Source organism: Hahella ganghwensis DSM 17046 (genome assembly GCF_000376785.1).
Lineage (GTDB): Bacteria > Pseudomonadota > Gammaproteobacteria > Pseudomonadales > Oleiphilaceae > Hahella > Hahella ganghwensis.
The window spans coordinates 1-22,071 of record NZ_AQXX01000062.1; the positions used below are offsets into that span (position 1 = coordinate 1).

The 22,071-nt window shown below is 50.4% G+C and carries 22 protein-coding genes; 21 read left to right on the forward strand and 1 reads right to left on the reverse strand.

All coding sequences use genetic code 11. The annotated features are described in order from the left end of the window. The 10 genes from F566_RS31690 to F566_RS0102555 form a co-directional block, all read left to right on the forward strand. A partial coding sequence (locus F566_RS31690) for a transposase (protein ID WP_020405401.1) occupies positions 1-152 on the forward strand: 152 nt, incomplete at its 5' end. Between the two features lie 154 nt (positions 153-306). Beyond that, a complete protein-coding gene (locus tag F566_RS0102515; protein WP_020405403.1) occupies positions 307-570 on the forward strand; it encodes an acyl carrier protein in 264 nt (87 codons plus the stop codon). A gap of 123 nt (positions 571-693) precedes the next feature. Next, entirely contained in the window at positions 694-1,326 is a 633-nt protein-coding gene (locus F566_RS31695; protein WP_020405404.1) for a sugar O-acetyltransferase, read from the forward strand. Continuing rightward, the gene (locus tag F566_RS0102525; protein WP_020405405.1) at positions 1,319-2,065 is read left to right on the forward strand and encodes a class I SAM-dependent methyltransferase; all 747 of its coding nucleotides are present in this window, start codon (positions 1,319-1,321) and stop codon (positions 2,063-2,065) included. Before F566_RS31695 ends, F566_RS0102525 begins: the two co-directional genes overlap by 8 nt. 31 nt (positions 2,066-2,096) lie before the next feature. Beyond that, entirely contained in the window at positions 2,097-4,424 is a 2,328-nt protein-coding gene (locus F566_RS0102530; RefSeq protein WP_020405406.1) for an efflux RND transporter permease subunit, read from the forward strand. Positions 4,425-4,442: 18 nt separating this feature from the next. Beyond that, complete coding sequence (locus tag F566_RS0102535; RefSeq protein ID WP_020405407.1) at positions 4,443-5,294, forward strand: outer membrane lipoprotein-sorting protein; 852 nt, start codon at positions 4,443-4,445, stop codon at positions 5,292-5,294. Between the two features lie 50 nt (positions 5,295-5,344). After that, the gene (locus F566_RS0102540) at positions 5,345-6,511 is read left to right on the forward strand and encodes a hypothetical protein (RefSeq protein ID WP_026179699.1); all 1,167 of its coding nucleotides are present in this window, start codon (positions 5,345-5,347) and stop codon (positions 6,509-6,511) included. A gap of 266 nt (positions 6,512-6,777) precedes the next feature. Next, positions 6,778-7,983: a DegT/DnrJ/EryC1/StrS family aminotransferase gene (locus F566_RS0102545; RefSeq protein ID WP_020405409.1), complete on the forward strand. Its 1,206-nt coding sequence runs from the start codon at positions 6,778-6,780 to the stop codon at positions 7,981-7,983. A gap of 11 nt (positions 7,984-7,994) precedes the next feature. Then, on the forward strand, positions 7,995-9,077 hold the full coding sequence (locus F566_RS0102550; protein WP_020405410.1) for a Gfo/Idh/MocA family protein: 1,083 nt from the start codon (positions 7,995-7,997) through the stop codon (positions 9,075-9,077). Continuing rightward, entirely contained in the window at positions 9,074-9,976 is a 903-nt protein-coding gene (locus F566_RS0102555) for a glycosyltransferase family 2 protein (RefSeq protein ID WP_020405411.1), read from the forward strand. Before F566_RS0102550 ends, F566_RS0102555 begins: the two co-directional genes overlap by 4 nt. Here F566_RS0102555 and F566_RS0102560 read toward each other — a convergent pair. Next, entirely contained in the window at positions 9,880-10,671 is a 792-nt protein-coding gene (locus F566_RS0102560; RefSeq protein ID WP_020405412.1) for a PIG-L deacetylase family protein, read from the reverse strand. The two genes, F566_RS0102555 and F566_RS0102560, sit on opposite strands and share 97 nt — an antisense overlap. Before the next feature lie 380 nt (positions 10,672-11,051). Here F566_RS0102560 and F566_RS0102570 point away from each other — a divergent pair, with 380 nt between their 5' ends. The 11 genes from F566_RS0102570 to F566_RS0102620 form a co-directional block, all read left to right on the forward strand. Then, complete coding sequence (locus F566_RS0102570; protein WP_020405414.1) at positions 11,052-11,684, forward strand: sulfotransferase family protein; 633 nt, start codon at positions 11,052-11,054, stop codon at positions 11,682-11,684. A 3-nt stretch (positions 11,685-11,687) separates the two neighbouring features. Then, positions 11,688-12,341, forward strand: coding sequence for an HAD-IA family hydrolase (locus F566_RS0102575; protein ID WP_020405415.1), 654 nt, complete (start codon positions 11,688-11,690; stop codon positions 12,339-12,341). Further along, positions 12,334-12,783 (forward strand): type II 3-dehydroquinate dehydratase, encoded by a 450-nt coding sequence (locus F566_RS0102580; protein WP_020405416.1) that lies wholly within the window; start codon positions 12,334-12,336, stop codon positions 12,781-12,783. Before F566_RS0102575 ends, F566_RS0102580 begins: the two co-directional genes overlap by 8 nt. A 6-nt stretch (positions 12,784-12,789) precedes the next feature. Next, the gene (locus F566_RS0102585; protein WP_020405417.1) at positions 12,790-13,071 is read left to right on the forward strand and encodes an acyl carrier protein; all 282 of its coding nucleotides are present in this window, start codon (positions 12,790-12,792) and stop codon (positions 13,069-13,071) included. After that, the gene (locus F566_RS0102590) at positions 13,068-13,592 is read left to right on the forward strand and encodes a TubC N-terminal docking domain-related protein (protein WP_020405418.1); all 525 of its coding nucleotides are present in this window, start codon (positions 13,068-13,070) and stop codon (positions 13,590-13,592) included. Before F566_RS0102585 ends, F566_RS0102590 begins: the two co-directional genes overlap by 4 nt. A 30-nt stretch (positions 13,593-13,622) precedes the next feature. Further along, positions 13,623-17,183: a non-ribosomal peptide synthetase gene (locus tag F566_RS0102595; RefSeq protein ID WP_281169095.1), complete on the forward strand. Its 3,561-nt coding sequence runs from the start codon at positions 13,623-13,625 to the stop codon at positions 17,181-17,183. A 39-nt stretch (positions 17,184-17,222) separates the two neighbouring features. Beyond that, the gene (locus F566_RS0102600; protein ID WP_020405420.1) at positions 17,223-18,527 is read left to right on the forward strand and encodes an alkaline phosphatase family protein; all 1,305 of its coding nucleotides are present in this window, start codon (positions 17,223-17,225) and stop codon (positions 18,525-18,527) included. Next, positions 18,524-19,471 carry a transglutaminase-like domain-containing protein gene (locus tag F566_RS0102605; RefSeq protein ID WP_020405421.1) on the forward strand — a complete coding sequence of 316 codons (948 nt, stop codon included), beginning with the start codon at positions 18,524-18,526 and terminating at the stop codon, positions 19,469-19,471. Before F566_RS0102600 ends, F566_RS0102605 begins: the two co-directional genes overlap by 4 nt. 9 nt (positions 19,472-19,480) lie before the next feature. Continuing rightward, the gene (locus tag F566_RS0102610) at positions 19,481-20,692 is read left to right on the forward strand and encodes an NAD(P)/FAD-dependent oxidoreductase (RefSeq protein ID WP_020405422.1); all 1,212 of its coding nucleotides are present in this window, start codon (positions 19,481-19,483) and stop codon (positions 20,690-20,692) included. Positions 20,693-20,704: 12 nt separating this feature from the next. Continuing rightward, a complete protein-coding gene (locus tag F566_RS0102615; protein ID WP_020405423.1) occupies positions 20,705-21,784 on the forward strand; it encodes a bis-aminopropyl spermidine synthase family protein in 1,080 nt (359 codons plus the stop codon). A gap of 52 nt (positions 21,785-21,836) precedes the next feature. Beyond that, positions 21,837-22,071, forward strand: a 235-nt coding sequence (locus tag F566_RS0102620; protein WP_026179657.1) for a transposase, incomplete at its 3' end; no start/stop codon positions are given.

Sequence of the window (22,071 nt, forward strand, 5' to 3'; positions counted from 1 at the left end):
GGGCTAAAGTGGAACACCCGTTCAGATACATCAAGCAGGTGTTTGGTTACGACAAAGTCCGCTATCGAGGCTTGGCCAAGAACAAGAGCCGGCTCTATCTGTTGGCGGCCTTCAGCAATCTGCTGATGGCAAGGAAAGAGCTGCAGGTATAGGGGCAGTGAGCCCAGATGACGCCCCACAGGGGGGGAAGATCCAAAATGGCCGGAAAAACACTCTGAATATTCGGCCATATATCGTCGAGAGTTTGAATTACCTCAGAACCTTGGGGTTATTCAGACTCTCCTTAGATCATGAAATGGAGATGTGATGAGTATTTCAGAGAAACTTTGCAGCGTTATTTCCAACGTGACAAATAAACAGATCAACCTGACAGAGCTTGCTGACAAGAATCTCAATTCGGAATTGGGCTTGACGTCTGTCGACGCACTTGAGTTGTTGATCCGCATTGAGGGCGAGTTTGGTATCACGATAGATGACAGTGACCTTTCGCTGGAGCTGTTGAGTGACTTTCAGACGCTGGAGAAGTATGTCTCAAGCAAGCTCAATTCTGACGATGCCGTGGTTGCTTAACTGGAAGTACCAGTCATTGGCTAAAGACAGTTGAATGCTTTTGCCAATGACTGTTCACCCATGAAGTGAACTGATCAGCAGACAACATGAAATGGTTCGAAGCAAGCAAGGAGTAGGGCGTTAATGAGTGAGAAGCAGAAAATGCTGGCAGGAGAGTGGTTTCTTTCTCCTGATTTTGAACTGTCGAAGATCCATATGCGAACGCAGGACTATCTGCAGCAGTATAACGGATGTCAGATTTTTGACTTCAGAAAGCGCGCCGTGCTCTTGCATCGAATGCTGAACAAAGTGGGGCCGGGCACGGTGGTGGAATCCCCGTTTTACGTGGACTACGGCGTCAACGTCACCCTTGGCGAAAACGTTTATATCAACGTGAACTGCACGTTGACTGACGGCAATACCATTACCGTGGGTAACGGTGTGTTTATTTCACCGGGGGTACAGATACTGACAACCGAGCATCCGCTCACCCCGTCCGAAAGGTCTCGAATTGTCGACGGTAAGTTCAAATGTGTCATGCGTACCCGGCCGGTTGAGATTGGCGATAACGTCTGGATCGGTGCAGGCGCGATCATACTTCCCGGGGTATCTGTCGGTCGCAACAGTGTTATTGGTGCCGGCAGTGTAGTGACCAAACCCATTCCTGAAAATGTAGTGGCGGTCGGTAACCCCTGCAGGGTGGTCAGATCATTACCGGTAGAAACGGAAGTCCAACACGCAAATTCAAACCTCATAGGAGCAACGGAGCATGAATGAACCCAGCTATTACGGTGAGACTCTGGCAGACGTATATGATGATCTTTACCAGGATATTCCTCCCTGTGCGATCGAGGCCCTGGCAGAAATGGTCGGACCGGGAGACAAAGTGCTGGAACTTGGAATAGGGTCTGGCAGGTTTGCCATTCCTCTGGTTCGTAAGGGAATACAAATTGTGGGTGTTGATGCGTCACCCTCAATGCTGGATCTGTTAAAGGAAAAACCCGAAGGGCGCGATATTCCTGTATTCCTCGACGACTTTGCCAAGCTCGACAAGGTAGAAGGGGGACCGTTTCAGTTGGCGTTCTGTAATTTCAGTTCCTTCTTTTTATTGCCCTCGCAACAGCTCCAGTCAGACACCTTTATGAATACCTCGCGTCTGCTGAGCGAAGGCGGTCGTTTTGTGCTGGAAACCTTCTATCCGGATACCTCGCGCTATTACAAGGATCAGCCTCTATTCGTCAACGACTTCAAGAATGACAGTGAAGTAATGTTCGAGGCATCTCGCCATGACAGTATCAACCAGAAAGTGAGTTGCCGGTTTATCCGGGTGAGTCAGGGAGACATTCGTATTATTCCGGTGGAGTTACGGTACTGCTGGCCTTCGGAGCTTGATCTGATGGCGAAACTTGCCGGTTTGGAACTCGAACATCGTTGGTCCGGGTGGGACAAGTCATCGTTTACGTCCGGTGCATTCAAGCACATTTCCGTGTATCGGAAACAAACCGCGCCTGTGTAAGCCTCTGAAAGCTGTAAATGGAAAATAAATAATGAAAAATGGTGGTCTTTACCAGGCATTAAACAAATACCGATACTGGATGTTCGGGCTGATGCTGGCCATCACCCTGGGCTTGTCCTGGGGCGTTGGAAAGATCCAGTATTCCATGGATTATCGGATCTTCTTTCCCCCTGAAGACCCATCAGTACTGGCCTTGGACGAATTGCATCAACAGTTCTGGAAATCGGATACGTTGCTGTTTGTCATTCACCAGCCAGATGGCGAAATCTTTAACCGTAAAGATCTGACGGCTATTCATGAACTGACCGAGGAATCCTGGTATATCCCCCATGCTTACCGCGTGGATTCCATCACCAACTACCAGCATATTGAGGCGGAAGGCGATGTCATCAATGTCGACGCATTGATGAGAGATCCGGCCAGAGATCTCACTGATGAGAATATCCTGCATATACGCCGCGTGGTGCTGAATGAAATCGATCTGGTTAACCAATTGGTATCTGAGGATGCCAGTACGGTGGGGGTTCTGGTTACTTTGCAGGTCCCAGCGGATAATCCGTTTGGAGGTATGGAAGCCACTTTTAGAGCCCGTGAGATGTTGAGTCAGTTTCAGGAACTGAACCCGAATCTGACTGCCAAGCTCACTGGACTGGCTGCGGTGGAAACCACTTATCCTGAAGTGTCCCAACAGGATATGGAAACGCTGACTCCGGCCATGTATCTGATCATTCTGGTCGTGACGGCCTTCATGTTCCGGCGCATTGGTGCAGTGATTGTCGTACTCGCAACAGTGTCACTGGCGACATTCTCTGCCATGGGGTTCAGCGGTTGGCTGGGCTATGAAGCGACAGCGCTGACGGGACTCCTGCCGACCATTGTGCTGGTGATTGCTGTTGCGGACATTGTTCATATCATGGCGGCAACACGCAATCTTACCGGAAACTATGAATCACGGTTTGAAACAGTCGTTGAAGCCATCCGAAAGACCTTCAAGCCGGTAACCATTACCAGTCTGACCACGGCAGTAGGCTTCCTCAGTTTGTCATTTGCGGCCTCACCTCCTTATCAGGAATTTGGCATTCTTGCGGCAGTGGGCGCGATATTGGCCTATGTGGTCACCCTGGCACTGGCCCCGGTACTATTGCCATTGCTTCGCTTCAAGCCCAGCCAGAATGGTCGGACCACTGTATTTGGCAGAACCGTTCTGTCCCTGGTCAGCCACCCTTATCGTTGGTTTGCGTTGGTGTTGCTGTTATTCGTGCCATTGTTGATTCCGGCCTCGAATAACCAGATCAATGATCGTATTGTGGAAAATTTCGATGAATCGATTCCCGTTCGGTCAGCGACGGAGTTCGCTTTCGATAAACTGACCGGCATCTATCGCTTGGAATATGTGGCCAAAGCAACAGAAAGCGATATCGCCAATCCGCAATATTTGCAGGAACTGGACCAGTTTGCCTCTTGGTTGCGGACGCAACCCGAGATCAGTTCTGTCAGTGTCCTGACGGATACGATCAAAAAGCTTAATCGTGCGTTACACGGAGATGATCAGAGCTACTATCGGCTGCCGGATGATGCCGGTATGGCGGCGCAGATGCTGCTGGTTTATGAAATGTCACTCCCTTACGGCATGGATCTGTCCAATCAGGTCAATATAGAGAAATCCGCCAGCCGAATTGTCGTGACCCTGCACAAACTTGATACGGTCCAGATTAGGGCTGTGAAGGCACGGGCAGATGAGTGGTGGCAGGAGAATGCTAATACAGCCGTCATCCTTCCGGATGCCGGTACTGGTGAAACCATCATATTCGCCAATCTGACCCACATCAGCATCGAGTACATGGTCTATGGTGTGGCCTTTGCCTTGGTACTGATTACCGGCCTTATTATGGTCTTCCTGCGCAGTATTCCCCTTGGGGTACTCAGTTTCTTCCCCAACGTGGTGCCCTTTGTTCTTCTGTTCGGTATCTGGGGACTCATCAAAGGTGAGATCAACACGGCCGCCGCCAATGTCTGCGTCATTCTTTATGGTTTGATCGTGGATGCGACCATCCATCTGATCAACGAATTCAAGGTCCAGAAGGAACAGCACGGGTTGTCTACGAAGGAGGCGGTTATGGAAGCCTACCGAAACGTCCTGCCTGCCATCAGTGCAAACACCGTGATCCTGGCTGTCGGCTTTACGGTCTTTACCCTTTCACCGTTCACCATGAATGCGGATCTTGGATTGATGGGGGCGATAGGGATCGTTAGCGGCTTTGTTGTAGATCTGCTGATGTTGCCGGTGTTACTGGTGCTGTTCGAAAACCTGAGAGAAAAGCTGGCTGAGCGCGGGGATGTCGCGCTACAGCATCCATAGAAGTGAGTAGGTGAGATTATGAAACCAGGAAAAGTGACAAATACCATTGGAGTGATCGCCATCGCTTTATGCTGCGCGGGCGTTCAGGCAAATACAGCCTCCAATTCGATATCCGAAACTGCCCAAGCTCTGTCTGAAGCAGATAAGGCTGACCTGGGAAAACGTTATGCCCAGAAATGGAAGCAGAGCGACGAAGGGTTTGGTGATAGTTCCAACAAAATTGCCATGACGCTTTTTGATAAGGGCGGTAACCAGAGTACCCGTTTCATGAGGATGGGCGTGGTGGAATCCACCAACGATGAACGCGGCGACAAAGTACTGCTGACCTTTGAGGCTCCGGCCAATGTCAAGGATTCCAGGGTTCTGATTCATTCCATGATCAGGGAAGGAGATCTGGTGTGGCTGTACCTACCGTCCATCAAACGAGTCAAGCGCGTGTCCTCTGCCGACCGGGCAGGCTCTTTCTCCGGATCTGAATTCTCCTATGAAGATATCGGTTCCATGGAAGTGGGCAACTACGAATATGTCTGGCTGCGGGATGAAACCTGTGGTGACTTTGAATGTGCGGTCGTCAAACAGATTCCACTTTACCCCTATTCGGGATACTCCAGCATCGATGTCTGGTTCGATAAGACCCATTACAGACAAATGAAAATCCAGTTTTACGACAGAAAGGGAACGCATTTCAAAACATTGACTCTGTCGGACTACGAACAATTCCTCGATCGATACTGGCGTCCCATTACCATGACCATGGAAAACCATGCAACCGGCAAGAAAACGGTACTGAAATCGTCGGAAATCGAGTTTCAACTGGGACAAAGAGAAACCGATTACGAACCCGGCAAACTAAAAAATCTAACGCAGTAATCGGGTGACGTTTGAGATTAACCAGCTGTTTATTGTGTGTTGCGGTAGGGATGATGACGACTTCACGGACTTATGGAATAGATGACATTAATTATCTGGTCAAGGCCGGAGCTGAAAGTCATGTGTTCTTCAACCACGTGGGATATCTCCAGGAACCTTCGAATGCGGCTTATCTAAGTGCGAGCATGGATATCAACTTCGAAGTGCTGGACCGTCGAAGTCGTATTGTCATTGGCGGTAAGCAGATCGCCGAAGACGACACGACGGTCAGGTCAGGATTCTACTGGAATGAGTTTTACTGGTTAACCGAGTTTGACGGTTTTGACGTCACTCTCGGTAAAGCCAAACAGTACTGGGGAATCATGGAGACCCGGAATCTGGTGGATGTCATCAACACGACCGATTACCTGCAGGGATACAACAGCACTGAAAAACTGGCTCAGAACATGTTTAAAGTCGGCATTCCCTCAGGTAGCAGCCAACTGGACCTATACCTGCTCGAGGGCGGAGAACCGAGGCAGTTCTACGAGCAGGCTACTCGTTTCGAGCCACTGGAAGTGGCGGATACACCTCGCTACTCGGCACAGACCAGTCATAGCGATATGGATCTTGCGGCCCGTTATTGGTACTACGACGATAACCTGGAGATAGCCTTTACCCTGTTTAAAGGGACCACCAGAACCCCGCTGATTATTGAGGAAGAAAGTAGAAATGTTCCCTATTACTACGAAATCTTCCAACAGGGCCTGGAGTTGCTGTTTGTTGATGACCGCACTCTATACAAGCTGGAGGCTGTTTCCGTTAAAGGAGACGGGGATGATGATGACTTTGTCGGTGCTTCTCTGGGAGTTGAATACGCCATTAGCCGCTTTTTTCGGAAATCGGATCTGACACTGGTCGGTGAGTATCACCTGGATGACAAGGATGAACGGTCAGCCATGGTTTCATTTGATGACTATGTGATGCTGGGCGGTTTGATGTCATTCAACGATGTGTATCTCTCCACATTCAGAGTGGGCGTAACCTTCCTGAGAGACGATCTGGACCATTATTTTTACACCCTGGAAGGTGATATCGGCCTGCACGAAAAAGTCAGACTGAAGGTGTCCGGTACTTTCGCCGGTAGTGAGACGATTCCGGCCTATATCGAAAATGAGGATAACCCTAAGGCGCAGCCCCTTGAGTTTATTTACCTGGCATTGGAGTACGCATTTTAGAGAGTGTGGATGCCAGGGGCGGATAAGCGTCCAGTGAGAGTTCTGGATGCGGATGAGGCTGATACCCGAAAGGCAGGATGATCGGAACTGAGAAAAGGTTGAGCCCTGTCTTAAAAGAGAAAGTCTTGGAAAAGTTAGGTAGCAAATGAAGGTGTCAGTAGCGCATCGCTGCCCCCTTGGGAATGCAGTTGCACTGCTGATAAATGGAAAGGGTCAGTGGTCAGAGCAGGAATGACTACTGCGTGTAATCGTAAAGGAAAGACATTATGACTCAAGTAATGACGTTGGCGATTGAAGGCGGCTCCCCGGTGCGCAAAGAGAACTATCCGGTCTGGCCCCAGTATGATGAAGCGGAAGAACAGGCTTTGTTGCGGGCATTGCACCAGGGTACTTGGTGGCGTGCTACAGGGCAGGAAAACACCCTGTTTGAAAAAGAGTTTGCGCACTACCACGCGGCAAACCATGCCGTCACCGTCGCCAACGGCACTTGTGCCCTGGAAATCGCCTTGCAGGCCTGTGGTATTCAGCCGGGTGATGAGGTGATTGTGCCGGCCTTTACCTTCATCTCAACCAGCATGGCCGTTCAGCGTATTGGCGCTGTCCCGGTGGCAGTGGATGTTCTGGCGGATACATACTGTATTGATCCGCAGGCAATTGAAAACGCCATCAATGATAAAACCAAGGCCATCATTCCTGTGCATATGTGCGGTCACTTCTGTGATATGGAAGCGATTATGAAAATTGCCGATGAACACCGTCTGGTCGTTATCCAGGATGCGGCCCACGCCCATGGTGCACGCGGACAGCTAGGAAAAGCGGTAGGCGAGTGGGACACCATGGCCTGTTTCAGCTTCCAGAACTTCAAGTTAATGACCGCTGGTGAAGGCGGCCTGATACTGTGTCCAAATGAAGAACTCAGGGAAAGGGCCTTTCTGTACAGTAACTGTGGGAGGCCCGCGAATGACAGGGACTATCAGCATGTGGTGGTCGGCATCAATGCCAGAATGAGTGAGTTCTCAGCCGCATTACTTCGCTGCCAACTTGAACGACTGGAGTCACAGACGATCATACGCGAGCGGAATGCCGCGATTCTAACAGAAGCGCTTGAGGACGAACCCGCGGTGATGTTGCAGCAGCACACCTCGGATGCCGTGGTTCATCCCCACTATATGTATATGTTTACCCTGTCCGATGACCATGTGGCTTCCATTGATCGAAAGTATTTCGTGGATTGCCTGATTGCGGAGGGGATTCCGGCATTCGTGGCCTATCAGGCCATCTACCGTGTGCCCAACTTTTCCATGCCGCCATGTTCAGCGATCCCCCAGGAAGAATACATTCAGAGTTGCCCGGTAACGGAGCATATTGCCTCTCGTGGCGTCTGGATTCACCACCGGGCTTTGCTGGGCTCCGAGCAGGACACGCTGGATGTGGCCAGAGCGGTTAAGAAAGTTATCAAGGCACTTGGCTGATCGAGGTGGTTATGAGCGATATCAAAGTCGCAGTGGTTGGAGTGGGCTGGGTTGCCCGGAATGTCTGGATTCCGCTTCTTCAGCGAGCGAGGTTCAGCATCAGGTCCCTGATCGATCCGCAAACTTTGTCTCTTGAGGCAGGATTGCAGCAATGTCCAACGGCTTCGTGTCATTCATCATTGAGCGAAGCGGCATTGCAGGGGGCCGATGTTGTACTCGTGTGTTCTCCCAATGTCATGCATGTAGAACAAACCGTCTTCGCACTTGACCTCGGCTTTGATGTCATTCTGGAGAAGCCGGCCTGTTTCAGCCGCCAGGACGGGCAGCAAATTGTTGATGCTGCCGAGAGAGGCGGCGGGCGTTTCTGGGTGAGTTCTGCCTCAACAGAACGAGAGGATGTCCGGTATATCCATCGTTTAATCTCCCAGAAAGAAATAACGGACATCAAGTGCATTGAACTGCATTGGCGGCGTGCCCAGGGAATTCCCAAAGCAGGTTCATGGTTTACCAATAAATCCCAGGCCATCGGTGGATGCGGGGCTGAGCTGGGTTGGCACTTGCTGGATGTAGGGCTCGGTTTTGTTGACTATCCGGAAGTGATCGGCGGCCATTCATCCTTTTTCTATCCCCAGCCGGAAAAAATGGTGGCAAGCGCAGACTGGTATGGCGGTACAAACTCGATACAGGGCGGGAGTAAGAACATCACGGTGGAATCGCAGCTCTATTCCAGTCTGCACAGCCGGGATCATCAGATTCGTCTGTCGACTGCCTGGACCTCCCAGCAACTGACAGATACTACCGGTATCAATGTATACAGTGCCGATGGCGAAATTTCATTGCGATGCACCTTTGGATTCAGTCCCCATGGCTTAAAGAGCAGCTATCTCAAAATTCTGCGGCAAGGCAGGGAAGAACGGCTGCAGATCTGCCACGAGGAAAAGATCACTCCCTATCTCCGGTTTGTTGAGAGAGTGCGAAGGGAAATAGTAGACAGATCGATGACCAACGCGCTGGAGTGCCGCCGTCTCCTGTCTCTCAGTTCCGCCATGGAGAACATCTATGGCGTCAGCAAAGCAGAGGAAGTAAACGGATGAGCAAATGGCAGGTCGGCTTTCGAGACAGCGCCAGCGTGATAGTGACAGCTCATGCGAAGCCTTGTCGTCTAAGGCTGACCCTGGCTGGACTGGTTGGTCAGGAATATGGCGGAGCTCTGGAGCTGATCGTCGTGGCTGACGGTGCTTCAACCGAGGTGTTTGATGTGCTCGGAGAATATCAGAAGTACTGCAGCAACTTAAGAGTGCTGGAAAGCCCGGGTCTGGGAAGAGCGGGAGCCCGTAATCTTGGTGCGGATAATGCCAAAGGACACTGGCTAGTCTTTGTTGATGACGACATTCTTCTGCGCAGTGACTTTGTTTTTCAGCATATGAGGTGCCAGCAACTTCATCCGGGATTGGTAAAAGGCAGACTCCGGGAAATTATTGGTTTAACCGACGTGGAAGATCCTGCCCAGGGTGGAGTCGGTTGTCGACCGGTTGAGGAAGAAATTTTGAGAAACGGCCTCTGGAGCCACGATGGCATCAGAGTGGTCAGTAATGCCCTGGAGCAGGCGGCAGAACGGCAAGAAGGATTTCAGGCACCTTGGCTAGCGTCTGCCGGTGCGAACCTGTCCATCTCCCGAGCCAACTGGCAAGTCTGTGGTGGGTTTGACGAGCGCTATGGTAAGTCCTGGGGATTGGAAGACATTGATTTTGGCTACAGGGTCTACCGTGCAGGAATTGAGATATTTATATGCGAGCAAGCTTTGGGGTTGCACATGTCTCATCCCCAGGAAAATCGGTGGCAGCAGCAGGACAAAAACTGGCGGCGATTCCTGAGTAACGATGATAGCCCTGAGGTTCAGGCGCTGCCGGCGCTATTGGCTGAGGAGGGTTCTGTTGCAAAGTTTACTGAAGCGGTACACCAGATCCGGCAGCAGGCGGTATCTCCCTGTTGAGCGGCGAATCTGCTCAGGGAATCAGAGAAGGGCTGACGTCCTGCAAACAGGCGGATGACCTGGCTGCGGTAGAGAGATGCGGCTGCTTGCCAGGCTGACCAAGAGCAATGGACAGATTGGGGCTCCACCTTTAGTCCCAGGTCAGAGCAATAACGGGATATATCGCTGGCGGTGAGGTCCAGCGCGTAAGGGAATTCAGGGTAAAACGCGATTGGATTGTCCAGACTTCTGGCAAGTTGAAGTGTTATCAGGTGATCAATATGACCGCCGATACCAAGCGGAGCAATCACAATGTCTGAAGGATCAATCTGCATCGCCAAATGGTTTTTCAGGTCCTCGGGAACAGGGATATTAGGTAATTGGGATATGTCGATCATCAGATCATCCAACGAAGGGTACACAAAGCGATCATCGCTACAGCGCAGGGCTGCATCCGGATATTCGAGACTAAATAGACGTGCGTTCAACGCCCGCACCGCTTTAGCATCTTCGGTGCGGCGGAATTTTGCGTCTGTGAACTGTCGCCATTTGTGTTCGGAATCGGCATTCAGCAGTTCAACTGCCGTAGTTTCCGGATCACCGTCAAAAAGACTGACGACAACAACCTCATATCGATCGCTGAGTTCATGCATCAATCCGCCTAATGACCAGACGGTATCATCCGGATGTGGCGAAAGAATGAGGATCCTGTTCATGAATAATCTGCTCCCTGAATGCTGGCCTCCGGAATTTATGCTCACTGAACGCTTGCTCCTGGAGCTTTCGGCCTCAGATACCGGAGTCTTGAAAATTACATCAACAGGTACTGGGCCAGTTGCCTGAATTCGGATAAGGGTAAGTTTTTGGATTACACAAACGATAGATTTTTTTTTGTGTCAACGCCAGTGATTTATGACGTTTAAAGAATCAGGCTGAAAAGATATATCAGGGCCGGGATATAAGGAATCTGGATGCCCGGAAAAGTCGGATGGATAGCTGATTTATCACCCGTTGAATAGGTTTGCTGCAAATAGCCAGGTTGGAAATAGCCAGGTGGGATAGATTGGCTGAAGGACAGATGGAAAGGAGTTGGAATATGGCTTTTTATGAGAAGGTGATGGACGTTTTTGAACTGTCCGGAAACAACAAGGAGGTGATCAATATTGTTTCCGGACTTCCCAGATCTGGCACCTCCATGATGATGCAGCTTCTGCATCTGGGAGGTCTGGAGCCAGTCACTGATGACATCAGAAAAACGGATTCGAGGAACCCTCAGGGATACTTCGAGTTTGAACCGGTAAAAGACCGGCTTTCCTATGATCAGTGGCTTCCGGATGCCCGTGGCAGAGTGCTGAAGGTCGTCTCCCGTTTTATTCCATATCTGCCCTCGACCTACCGGTACAACATTGTCTTTATGCATCGTTGTATGGAGGAGGTGATTCGGTCGCAGAGGGATATGGCTGAACACTACTCCAATAGCCATTGGGACCATGATGCCGCCGACCGGCTGGGAGAGATCTACAGGAAACACCTGGATACAGTACTGGGCTGGATCAGAAATCGACCCAACATACGGTTATGCCAACTTCACTATGAGGAAGTTCTGTCTGCACCTGAGCCAAGCCTGGAACAACTGACCTCGTTTTTTCAGGCCTATAGTCTGGATCACGAAAAAATGGCTGGAGGCATTAATACCCAGCTCGATCATAGTCGTCATGCAGGAAGCTGAAACATGGAAATTAAGCCCATCTCCGCGGTGATCTTTGATTTGGACGGTGTCATTATCGATAGCATGAAAGTTATGGAGTTTGCCTACCACAGCGCCTGTGAAGAGGTGTTGAAAGGTCAGCCATATCCACCTTTCAGTGAGTATTGCCGGTATCTTGGAAGAAGCCTGCCGGAAATTCTCCGCATTCTGGATCTTCCCCAGGAAATCCGTCCGGCATTTATTGAATGCAGTTACCAAAATATACATCGGATTCCTGTCTACGACGGCGTTGGCGAACTGCTTTCCGTGTTGTGGGAAAACAAAATTCCCATGGCAATAGCTACAGGGAAAGAATATGAACGCACGATGACCATTCTGCGAGACAAAAGTATCGCTCATTATTTCGACATGGTGCTGTGCAGCGATAAGGTGCCCCGGCCCAAGCCGTCACCGGACATGGCCAATATCATTATCGAGAAACTCAATCTGACTCCGGAAAACTGTGTGTTTGTTGGAGACGCCGCTGCCGACATGCTATGTGGCAAAGGGGCGGGCACACAAACCGCGCTGGCTATGTGGGGGAAACCGGATGCCAGTGCTCTGGCAGAGTCCTCGGATTATCGCCTCAAAACCCCTCTGGATCTGCTCAACCATATGGAATTGGCCTGCTATGTCTGAGTTACTGTTAATCAATGGACCCAATTTATCCCGACTCGGGACCCGCAAGCCGGAAATATACGGCACAGACACGCTGGATGATGTGCAAAGACGTATCACGGAGGCGGCAGGCCAATATGACCTGCAATGCGTGTCCTATTGCAGTAATGCTGAAGGCAGCCTTATAGACTTTATCGACCAGCATCGCGAAGCGCGCGGAATGATCATCAATCCCGGGGCGTTAATGATGGCCGGGTGGTCATTAAGAGATGCCCTGGAGGATTTCAGCGGTATTTGCGTAGAGGTTCATATCTCCAACCTATGGAGTCGTGAGGCTTTCAGGCACGAATCTGTTCTTTCTGCGGTAGTGGACGGGGTGATCGCCGGTATGGGGACCTCGGGATACATGCTCGCGCTTTACGGCATTGTGGAACGTTTGGGGTTATCGGTAAAGGAGGCATGACCAAGCATGGATTTTGAAACGATGTATCAACAGATAGCTGTTCGATGTGCTTCTCTATTGGACATGGATAAAGCTCGGATTACGCCGGACAGCAACTTTTTTAACCTGGGCGGTAATTCAGCCAAAGCGCTGCAGTTATGCGTCATGATCGAGCAGGATTTTCCAGACCTGTTCGGGGATGAAGGTATTGATCTCTCTGAGATTGCCAGGCAGCCAGACATGCAGAGATTTGTTGAGGCACTGGTGAGCTGTAACGCGGATACCCAGGTGCACGAGGGGGAGTTGTGAAGGTATTATCGGAACTGGCCTCGCTTGATACTTCTGGCGTCACAGTCTGGGCTCAGGAAGGAAAACTGAAATATGCCTGCGCGGAAGAGACGCTTTCAGAAAGAGTTCGCTCCAGGCTCATGGCGATTAAGCCTCAGGTGTTGGCGTTCTGGCAGGAGGCAGACATACTGCCCCGTGAGACCAGTGGTCTGCAGCAAGCCTACTGGCTGGGAGAGAGTGCAGCATTTGATCAACATACTCCGGCATTTCTACATCTGATATTTAAAGGCAATCTGCCTGATCAGAACCGGTTACGGCAAGCCCTTGCACAACTGGTAGAAAGGCATCCTCCACTGGGGTATACACTGGAAAGGCAGTACCCCGTCTTCAAGCATGCTGTTACGCCGCCCGGAATAGAGCTGGTAGCCGCAGCGCCCGGCACTAATGCTGAAACTTCTGATGCTTTGGGGGACTTGTCAGATCTGGTTCCTTCGTTGGCCTCTGAAAGCGCTCTGTTCCGACTTATCCTCGTCGATGATTGAAATTCCCTTTGTCTGCACGGTATCTTCCGGCTGGCATTATTTGATGCTTACAGTATTCACATCGTCATCGATGAACTCATACGTCTGGCCAGAGGAGAAACACTTACAGAGCTCACAGGTGCCTACGACTATGCATCCTTCCATCAGTATGAATTCGGCATTAAGCGCGCGCGGATAAAAGCAAGGAAATACTGGAAGGGGAAGATACCCGAATTACCAGGCCCAGCAACGCTTCCGTCAGCCGAAACCGCTGAGAGTCAACACATGGCAGATCGAGCGTTCCTTGAGCATCGGTTTTGCCTGCCACATGCGGAATATCTCAAACTGCAGAGTCTTGCCCGCGAACATCAGGTATCCGTCAATGCGGTGCTGATTTCATGTTATCTGGCCACGCTGAGTCGTTGGTCGGAGTCCAGGCCGGTCTGCGCCAGTGTGATGTATTCCCAGCGCAACAGTTTGCCGGAACCGCATCAAAGCTGCATTGGTAATTTTGGTAATCTGCTGCTACTGGGAGGACCACAAGCTGATCAGGCGTTTTCTGCACAGGTCAGTCAGGTTCAATCCGATCTGTTTCAGGCGATGACCCATGCGGCTTACGATGGTGTTTCAGTGATACGGGACTGGCGCGCATACCATGGCTATGCCCAATCCGGTAGTGAACCGCCTATGCCCTTTGTCTTTTCAACGCTGTTGGGAATGGCTCTGCAGGATTTTGAGCTGGAACAGATCTCGCATCGCATGAAAACCCCTCAAATTTGGATTGATGCGCAGGCGTTTGAAAACGAAGAGGGATTGATCCTAAGCTGGGATGAATTGGAAGGCATTTTCGGACCCGGTGTGGTTGACCAGATGTTCGACTATTTCTGTCGCTGGGTTGGCCAACTGGCGGCCGGCGTTGAGGCCTGGAATCGTTCCGCAATTAAGCTTCCTGAGACATGTTGGAACTTGATAGAGCAGTCGAATGACACCTTTGTTGATTTTCCTAAGATATCGCTTATTGATGGCCTGCTGAACGTTGCGCGATCTGAACCGGGTCGCTTAGCGTTCCACCATCGCTTGGGGGATCTGACGTTTGCTGAACTGCTGGTCAAAGCAAGTCAACTGGCTGCTCATCTGAATGAAAATGGAGTAGGGCCCGGAGACAATGTCCTGGTTGTCGGTGAACGGACACCGCAGCTGGCGGTTGCGGTGTATGGGATTCTGATGGCTGGTGCCACTTATGTTCCTGTGATTCCGTCAATGCCAGCGGAAAAGGTTAAGCGGATCATTACCCAATCTGCTGCGACCACTATTCTCGCAGATGGGTCGGTTTCGATTGACGACATCATCACTTCTCCGGTGGTCTGGAGTTGTGACTACACTGCGTTTCTTGAGTCTCAGTGCGGAGACAATCATTATGTGGAGCCGGTATATCCCATAGCCCCGGAACAACTGGCGTATATTATCTTTACCTCCGGTTCTACCGGCACTCCCAAGGGAGTGGCAGTGTCTCATGGCGCAGCAGCCAATACATTGCAGAGCTGCACCCGCCTGTTTCAAATAGTTCCGTCAGACAGAATTCTGGCTATATCAGAACTGAACTTCGACCTCTCTGTGTTTGATCTTTTCATGCCCGCTTTGGTTGGTTGTTCAACCATCATTGTGGAAGGAGCGGACAGAGCTGACCCAGCCTTGTGGCTGGACGCGGCAGAGCGTTTTCAGGCTACCGTGTGGAACTCCGTGCCGGCGATTATGGAAATGGCCTGTCTCTATGCGGATGAAGTGGTCAGCAGGTTCAGGTTTTCGACGTCACTGCGATTATTTATGGCCAGTGGTGACTGGATTCCACTCACATTGCCTGGGAGGATCAGAGAATCTTTACCTGGTTCTGAATTTATTGCCATGGGAGGTGCGACGGAAGCGGCTATTTGGTCCAATTATCTTTCGGTGAGTATGGTCAATCCTCATTGGCGCAGCATTCCATACGGCAAACCCCTGGATAACCAGCAGTACTTCATTCTCGACAAATTAGGGCGTCTATGCCCGGTAGGTGTGGCTGGAACCCTTCATATTGCCGGATCTGGATTGGCCGAGGGATACTTCAATGATGCTGAGAAAACCGCAGAACGCTTTTTTTATCATCAGGATCTTGGTTGCCGACTATACAATACCGGTGATCAAGGACGTTATCTTTACGATGGAAATATCGAGTTTCTGGGACGTGACGATTTTCAGGTCAAGATCAACGGTTATCGGGTGGAACTGAGTGAAATAGAGCACGTGGCGACAGGATACCCCGATGTTAAACAGGCCGTGGCCTCATACTCCCGTCATGAAGATGCGGTTCTTCACTTGTTTTATGTGCCTCAATCAGAGTGTGGGGCCATGTCTGAATCAGGCGGAGAGTCCAATCTTACCTCCGGTACAGAAGACCTGATCGAGTACCTGCAGACACACCTGAGTGACTATATGGTGCCTCAGCGGCTACATGAAATTGATGTTGTTCCTTTAACGCCTAACGGAAAAGTAGATCGCAAGGCACTGTCGGCGATTATTGAAAACGACTTATCCAATGCCACAGGTTCTCTCAGTGGTGAAGGTCGTAAAGACGATATTTCTCCGTTGCAGAGTAGCCTGTTGGAGGTGGTACGGGGCATTGTTCCTGCTGTTGAAACGATCTATCAGAACTGGTTCCAGCGGGGATGTAGTTCTTTGCAGGCACTTCATTTGATTCATGCTGTTAATCAGAACTTTAATACACGTTTGCAGTTGCCCGAGGTGTACAACGCACCGTCGGTAAAGGCTTTATCTGACCTGATGAAAGCGGATGAACACCGGGAAAGCAATATTGTCTGGCTGCATCAATCCAGTCCGTCAAAGGATTCTTTAGTCGTGTTCCTGCATCCAGTGGGAGGCGCTGTCTCCTGCTACCTGGATGCTGCCGGTCTACTCAAATCCGAACACGATGTTCTGGCCATGTGCGCAACTCTCAATGAGCAGCAGTGTTCCATTGAGTCCCTGGCGGCAGAATACTTCAGGCAATTGCAAAGCATCATTCCCACATACAGTTCGATCTGTTTTATCGGTTGGTCGCTTGGCGGAGCAATTGCACTGGAGCTGGTGAAATTGGCCGGCAACCAATTCAACAGGGATCAACTGACAGCGGTGACGGTCGACAGTTATGTGGGGACTGGTCAATCGCCAGTCCCGAATGAAGAAGCACTGGTGCAACGGTTTATCAAAGATCTGGCGCGAGTCAGCGCTGTGAAAATCAATGGTGATATCAGCACTCGTGACGGACTGGATGATCTTTATCAGAGTCGCTATGACCTGTTCCGGCGGAATTATCTGGCGCTAACCGCTTACAGGCCGATCACTACTGGCATCCGACTCCTTTCATTCAAGGCCAGCGAGGCTTCTTCCATGCCTGGTCTGGAACCTTTGTCAGGGTGCTTGGACCAAGCCTGCGTAACAACTCTGAAGGCTGATCACTACACCATTTTGGCGCCGCCAGCGCTCATCCAATGGGTGGATGCGCTCAGAAAAAATATTGAAAACAGAAACGCCGATAGGCCAAAAACAGAGCAGGAACAAACCCTGGCAAGCCTTTAATCGTGGGAATAAAAATTTAACAGTGGGAATGGTACGCGTATGAAAGCTCTTATAATAATCGCCGAAGGCATGGACCCTATTGTCGCGGAAAGGGAAATGGACAAGGGAAATCTTCCCTGGTTCTCCGGGCAAAGGTCGAAGAATCATTATCGTCGACTTAATTGCGGACCGGTGCCTTACGAACCCAGCAACCTCAACACGGCTTTTTCAGGTGTTAACCCTGGCAAGCATGGCTGTTTTTCCTATTGGGCGACCCATTGCGAAAATGAAAGACCCAGGGTGCTGGACGCCAATGATGTGAAGGCGGCCAGAATCTGGGAGTGGCCGGAATTATCAGATTGCCGATTCAATGTCGTAAACGTTCAACTGACTCATCCGCCCAGGCCGATCAACGGCAACATGATTTCCTATCTGATGCACAACACTCTGAATGCGAGTTATCCCCGGAACTTATTGTTTGAGTTGAGCAAGCAAGGCATCCGCTATGCACATGATGTTTCTTTGTTCTATCAGGGAGAGCCGTTTGAAGAGTTTGCCTCCAATGCCTGGCGTATTGCGGACTATCAATTACAAACTGCGATGGAGCTGGCCAAGGATACAGACGTTCTGATCGTCAATCTTACCCTGGCTGACCGGCTGTCTCATTTCCTTTGGTATGAGATGTCACAGGTGGAAAATGCTCAAGGCAGCGCCCAGGAAAGAAGACCTCATGTGCTGGCGGCATACGACTTTATCGACAGTGCATGCCAGCAGTTGCAATCCCTGGGTGCTGAAAACACGCTGGTCTTTTCGGAGATGGGATTCGGTGAACTTACTCACTTTGTATCGATCAACCATTACCTGCAACAGGCAGGCCTTCAGGTCCTGGATGCAGAGGGCAATATCGACCTGAAGAAAAGCGTGGCCATGGAAACCGTACAGGGCTCTCACGGTGTGATGCTGCTGCAGGACATGCTTAACGAAGGCCGGGCCCCACAGTCACAATTGAATGAAGTTATTCAATGCCTTGAAGAGGCCAGGTTTGAAGATGGGACCCCGGTATTAAAAAATGTTCGCCATCGTTCAGAGGTGTATCAGGGGGACTATGTCCACCTTGCACCGTCTTTGATCATTCTACCGCAGGACGAAAAACGCCCGCCCCTTGGTGACCCCCGCTGGGCGACCCATGTGCGGAGAACATCCCAGTCTGCGTGGCATCGAGACAAGGGCTTTCTCGTCTTTGACGGGCTGACCCCAATGACACCCTCCGAGGAAATGGCTGAGTTGCAACAAATTGCCCCGACCGTTGCAAAGGTTTTGGGCAAGGAGCCCGCAGCTCAATGTGAAATGGATGCCTTGATATGACGGGCCTGGCGAAAGAAATGCAGGCAGAAGCGGTGCGGGTGCTGGATAAACTCGCCACTGTCGATAATTGCCATCGGGTATTTAACACCAGTACCGAAGAGGCCAGAACCTATGGCCTTACCGATGACCTTCTGGCCGGGCTTGTACTCTTGGGGTTGAATCACCAGATTCGAAACGATAGCCGCTATTTTGATAGTGATGATCTGTACAATCTCTCGTTATATCTGAAGCTCCCCTCGATCCATAAAATGGCCATGAGATCCTGGGTTGGCGCTTTTAAAGCCGGGGCAGAGGGGCGTCAACTAAGCATGACCTATTCAATTCGGGATGACCTTAGTTTTCCTGCGAATTGTTCGGTGATGACTTACGATCGCGGCGCTGTGGAAATGTCGCTTGCGCAACCAGAGAACATCTATCACCACAAAATTCAGGTACAACCGGTTACCTGCAGCTTTCCGGAACCGGTGGTCAATCTCCTTGAAGAGCTCAGCGTGGGGTTTGAGTTTTACATGCTGCACGACGCTATTCGCTGGGAAACCTCTTTTATGAAAGACCAGAAAATCGGCGAATGTGGCGGCTTTTCGAAGATGATTGTGGAAAGAGCCAGGCATTTGAACATAGAGGCCAGGCATGTCTTTGGGATTCTAGCCTCACAACCCTATGGTACTGGCCATTATTGGGCAGAATTCCTGATTGAAGGGCAATGGTTGCCTGCCGATCCTCTGATGATCCTGTTATTACGTCAGCACGCGCGACTGCCCGCGGATGAATGGCCTCTGAGCCGATCGCCCGGAGGGGCTTTGTTGCCGTTGTCGGTGGTTGAAACCTACGATGACTCCGGTGCACCGGTGTTAGCTCAGTCCGCAGTTAAGAAGTTCTTCAAGTACCCTGTGGTAACTCATGGGAGTGAAGGGTTGCCAGTGTCGATCTCGTTGATTTCATAGGAGTGGAAGATGGCGTCGAAAGTGAAGTTGCAGATTCTCGGATTCGGTCCTGCTGCTGTGGGGATATTTGTCGCTACGGACAGGCTAGGTGTTCTGGGTACGCTACTGGAGCAGGGGGTTTACATCTATGAGAAACACGCTGATGTAAATGAATGGAATTCTCTGGAATACAAGATACCGAGTAATTCACCGATAGGAGACTTTCTCTGTGGTATTCGCAAAGACGGTGTTTTCGCGGAAGTTATGCAGTCCCCCAGGATACGGCAATGGCTTGAAAGGCGAGATGACAGTATTTGTCTGACGGCTATTTCGGGGTTTCTGAAAGAGCTTATGCTATGTGTCGTCAAGGCCGTTGAAAAGAGCCCAACAAGCAGGATCTTCTGGTCCAGCCCGGTGTCTGAGCTCTATATGCATGAAACAGAAGGATTCGGCATTGCACGCGAAGGCGAAACATTGATGACCAGCGATAGCTTGGTCTTGGCCACGGGAGCCAGAAATCGTGATATGCCGGAATTGATTCCTAATGCGTTCGGTACAATCAGCAGTGACAGCGTTTTGCGCTGCCGGGAGGATGACCGAATCCGGGCGGTAATACACAGTGGCTGTCCTATTGTAATTTTTGGCGGTTCACATAGCGGTTTTTCCTCTGCCGGTTACCTTCTCAGTGAGTTCGGGGCTCAGTTGTCAGAACAGCAGATTCACGTGGTCAGCAAGGATAAGGTTGTACAGATGTATAGCCCGGAAGAAGTGGTAGGCACGGAGCTTAGCCAGGGGGATGTCGTGAATCCGATGACCCGTGAAATCAATAAGTTCCACGGATTGCGACGGGATGCGAGAGCCCTTTATCGATCAGTGCTAGAGGGCGATGAGCGCAGGATCAAGCTTTACGAACTTGAGAATGATGATGTACCCGTTGCCGACCGCCTGGCATTAAACGGCAGCGGGACACCGCTGGTTATTAACGCCACAGGATATGAACCGAGAATTCCGAAACTGTTTGACCTGAAGAGCAAGGAAATCTGTCTCGACAGGACCTCGAGCAATATCTGCAAAGACCCGTTTAGTGGCGAGCTGCTGTGTGGCGGTAAAGCGATACCAAAACTTTATGCTACCGGTTTGGGTTTTGCTGATAACGGCGTTGACGGAGCCCAAGTGGGGATCAACTTTTTTCATAACCAGACAGCCCAACGAATTGTTGAGAATCTCATGAACATCGCTTAAATGGAGTGATTGATGGAAAGAATACAAATGAAGCAGGCGTTGACGGAATTTTTGCAGCACCTGCCTGCCAATCAGCAAGTACTATCCTTTGCCGTAGGCGAGTTCCTGAATAAGCTCCATGAACCTCGCCGTCTGTCAGACATACTGTCCTCAAAAATGACGGTGAGACAGACCGCCTGGGCGCTGTCATGGATGTTGCAAAAAGGCTTGATTACTGCTTCTGAAGATAATGGCAATATCCTTTACTGTCTGTCTCAAGAACCCAATGCTCATTACCCTCGACCGTATACGACAGGCCAGCATCTGGTCGACTACCGATCTGTGGAGGAGAATCCACTTTATCGACAAATCGCCACAGCCCTGCTGGAAGAAAAGAAAAGTGAATTTGATCAGTCCATAGAGACGCCAGAGTCCCAGGCTCGTCGTTATAAAATGATGCAGGCCTTAGGGGATTGTGATCATGAGTCTATCCTGCTACTGGGGGATGACGCGCTTTTCTCTCTGTTTCTAGCGACTCATGGCGTCACCAGTGAGATATACGTGGCGGACATTGACAGGGATTTGCTGAGTTTTATCAGAAATACGGCTGATCAGTATCAGCTCAACAACATACATGTGATTGAATACAATATCTTTGAGGACTTACCAGAGCATTATCAGGGAGCTTTTGATTGCTTTGCAGTAAATGGGTTTAAAGATTTGGGGGGACTGCTCACTTTCATTTGCCGTGGTCTTCAAAGTCTGAAAAAGCCCTGTAGCTATAAAACCGGCTACTTTAATTTTGGCAGCCCCGACATCAGCGATGAAAAACTTTACAATATGGAGTTCGAAATCCAGAAGTTTTTAACCCGTGTAGGTGTCACGCTGGAGCACATTGTTCCTGCCCCTGAATCCTATGTGCCCCCTGAGTTTGAAAGAAAGCTTTCAGGAGTGATTCGGCAAGTGAGCCAGGAAAGTGATATTGAGCGTAAGATGGCTCAATGCGACCAAGCCTTTGTCGAAATCAAAGAAGAGTTTAAATCCACCTCCTGGGTTTTGATTGAAAACTTTCCTGATATTCACCTATCACCTCTGCGGAATGACGTGGCCTAATAGAACAGACCAACCCAGTTAAGGATAATACCCCTAACTGGAGATGAAGAAATTGACCACACGAAAGAAGTACTCAAAAGAATTTAAATTGGATGCCATCAGCCTGGTTCTGGATCAAGGCTACAGTCAAACCGATGCTGCTCGAAGCCTTGGGATTACCCCCAATATGCTGGGCCGCTGGATAAGGGAACATCGCAGAGATGACGGCCAGGCTTTTCGAGGCAATGGGAAGCTAACTCCCGAGCAGGAGGAGATCAGAAGGCTCAAGGCCCAGGTGAAACGCCTGG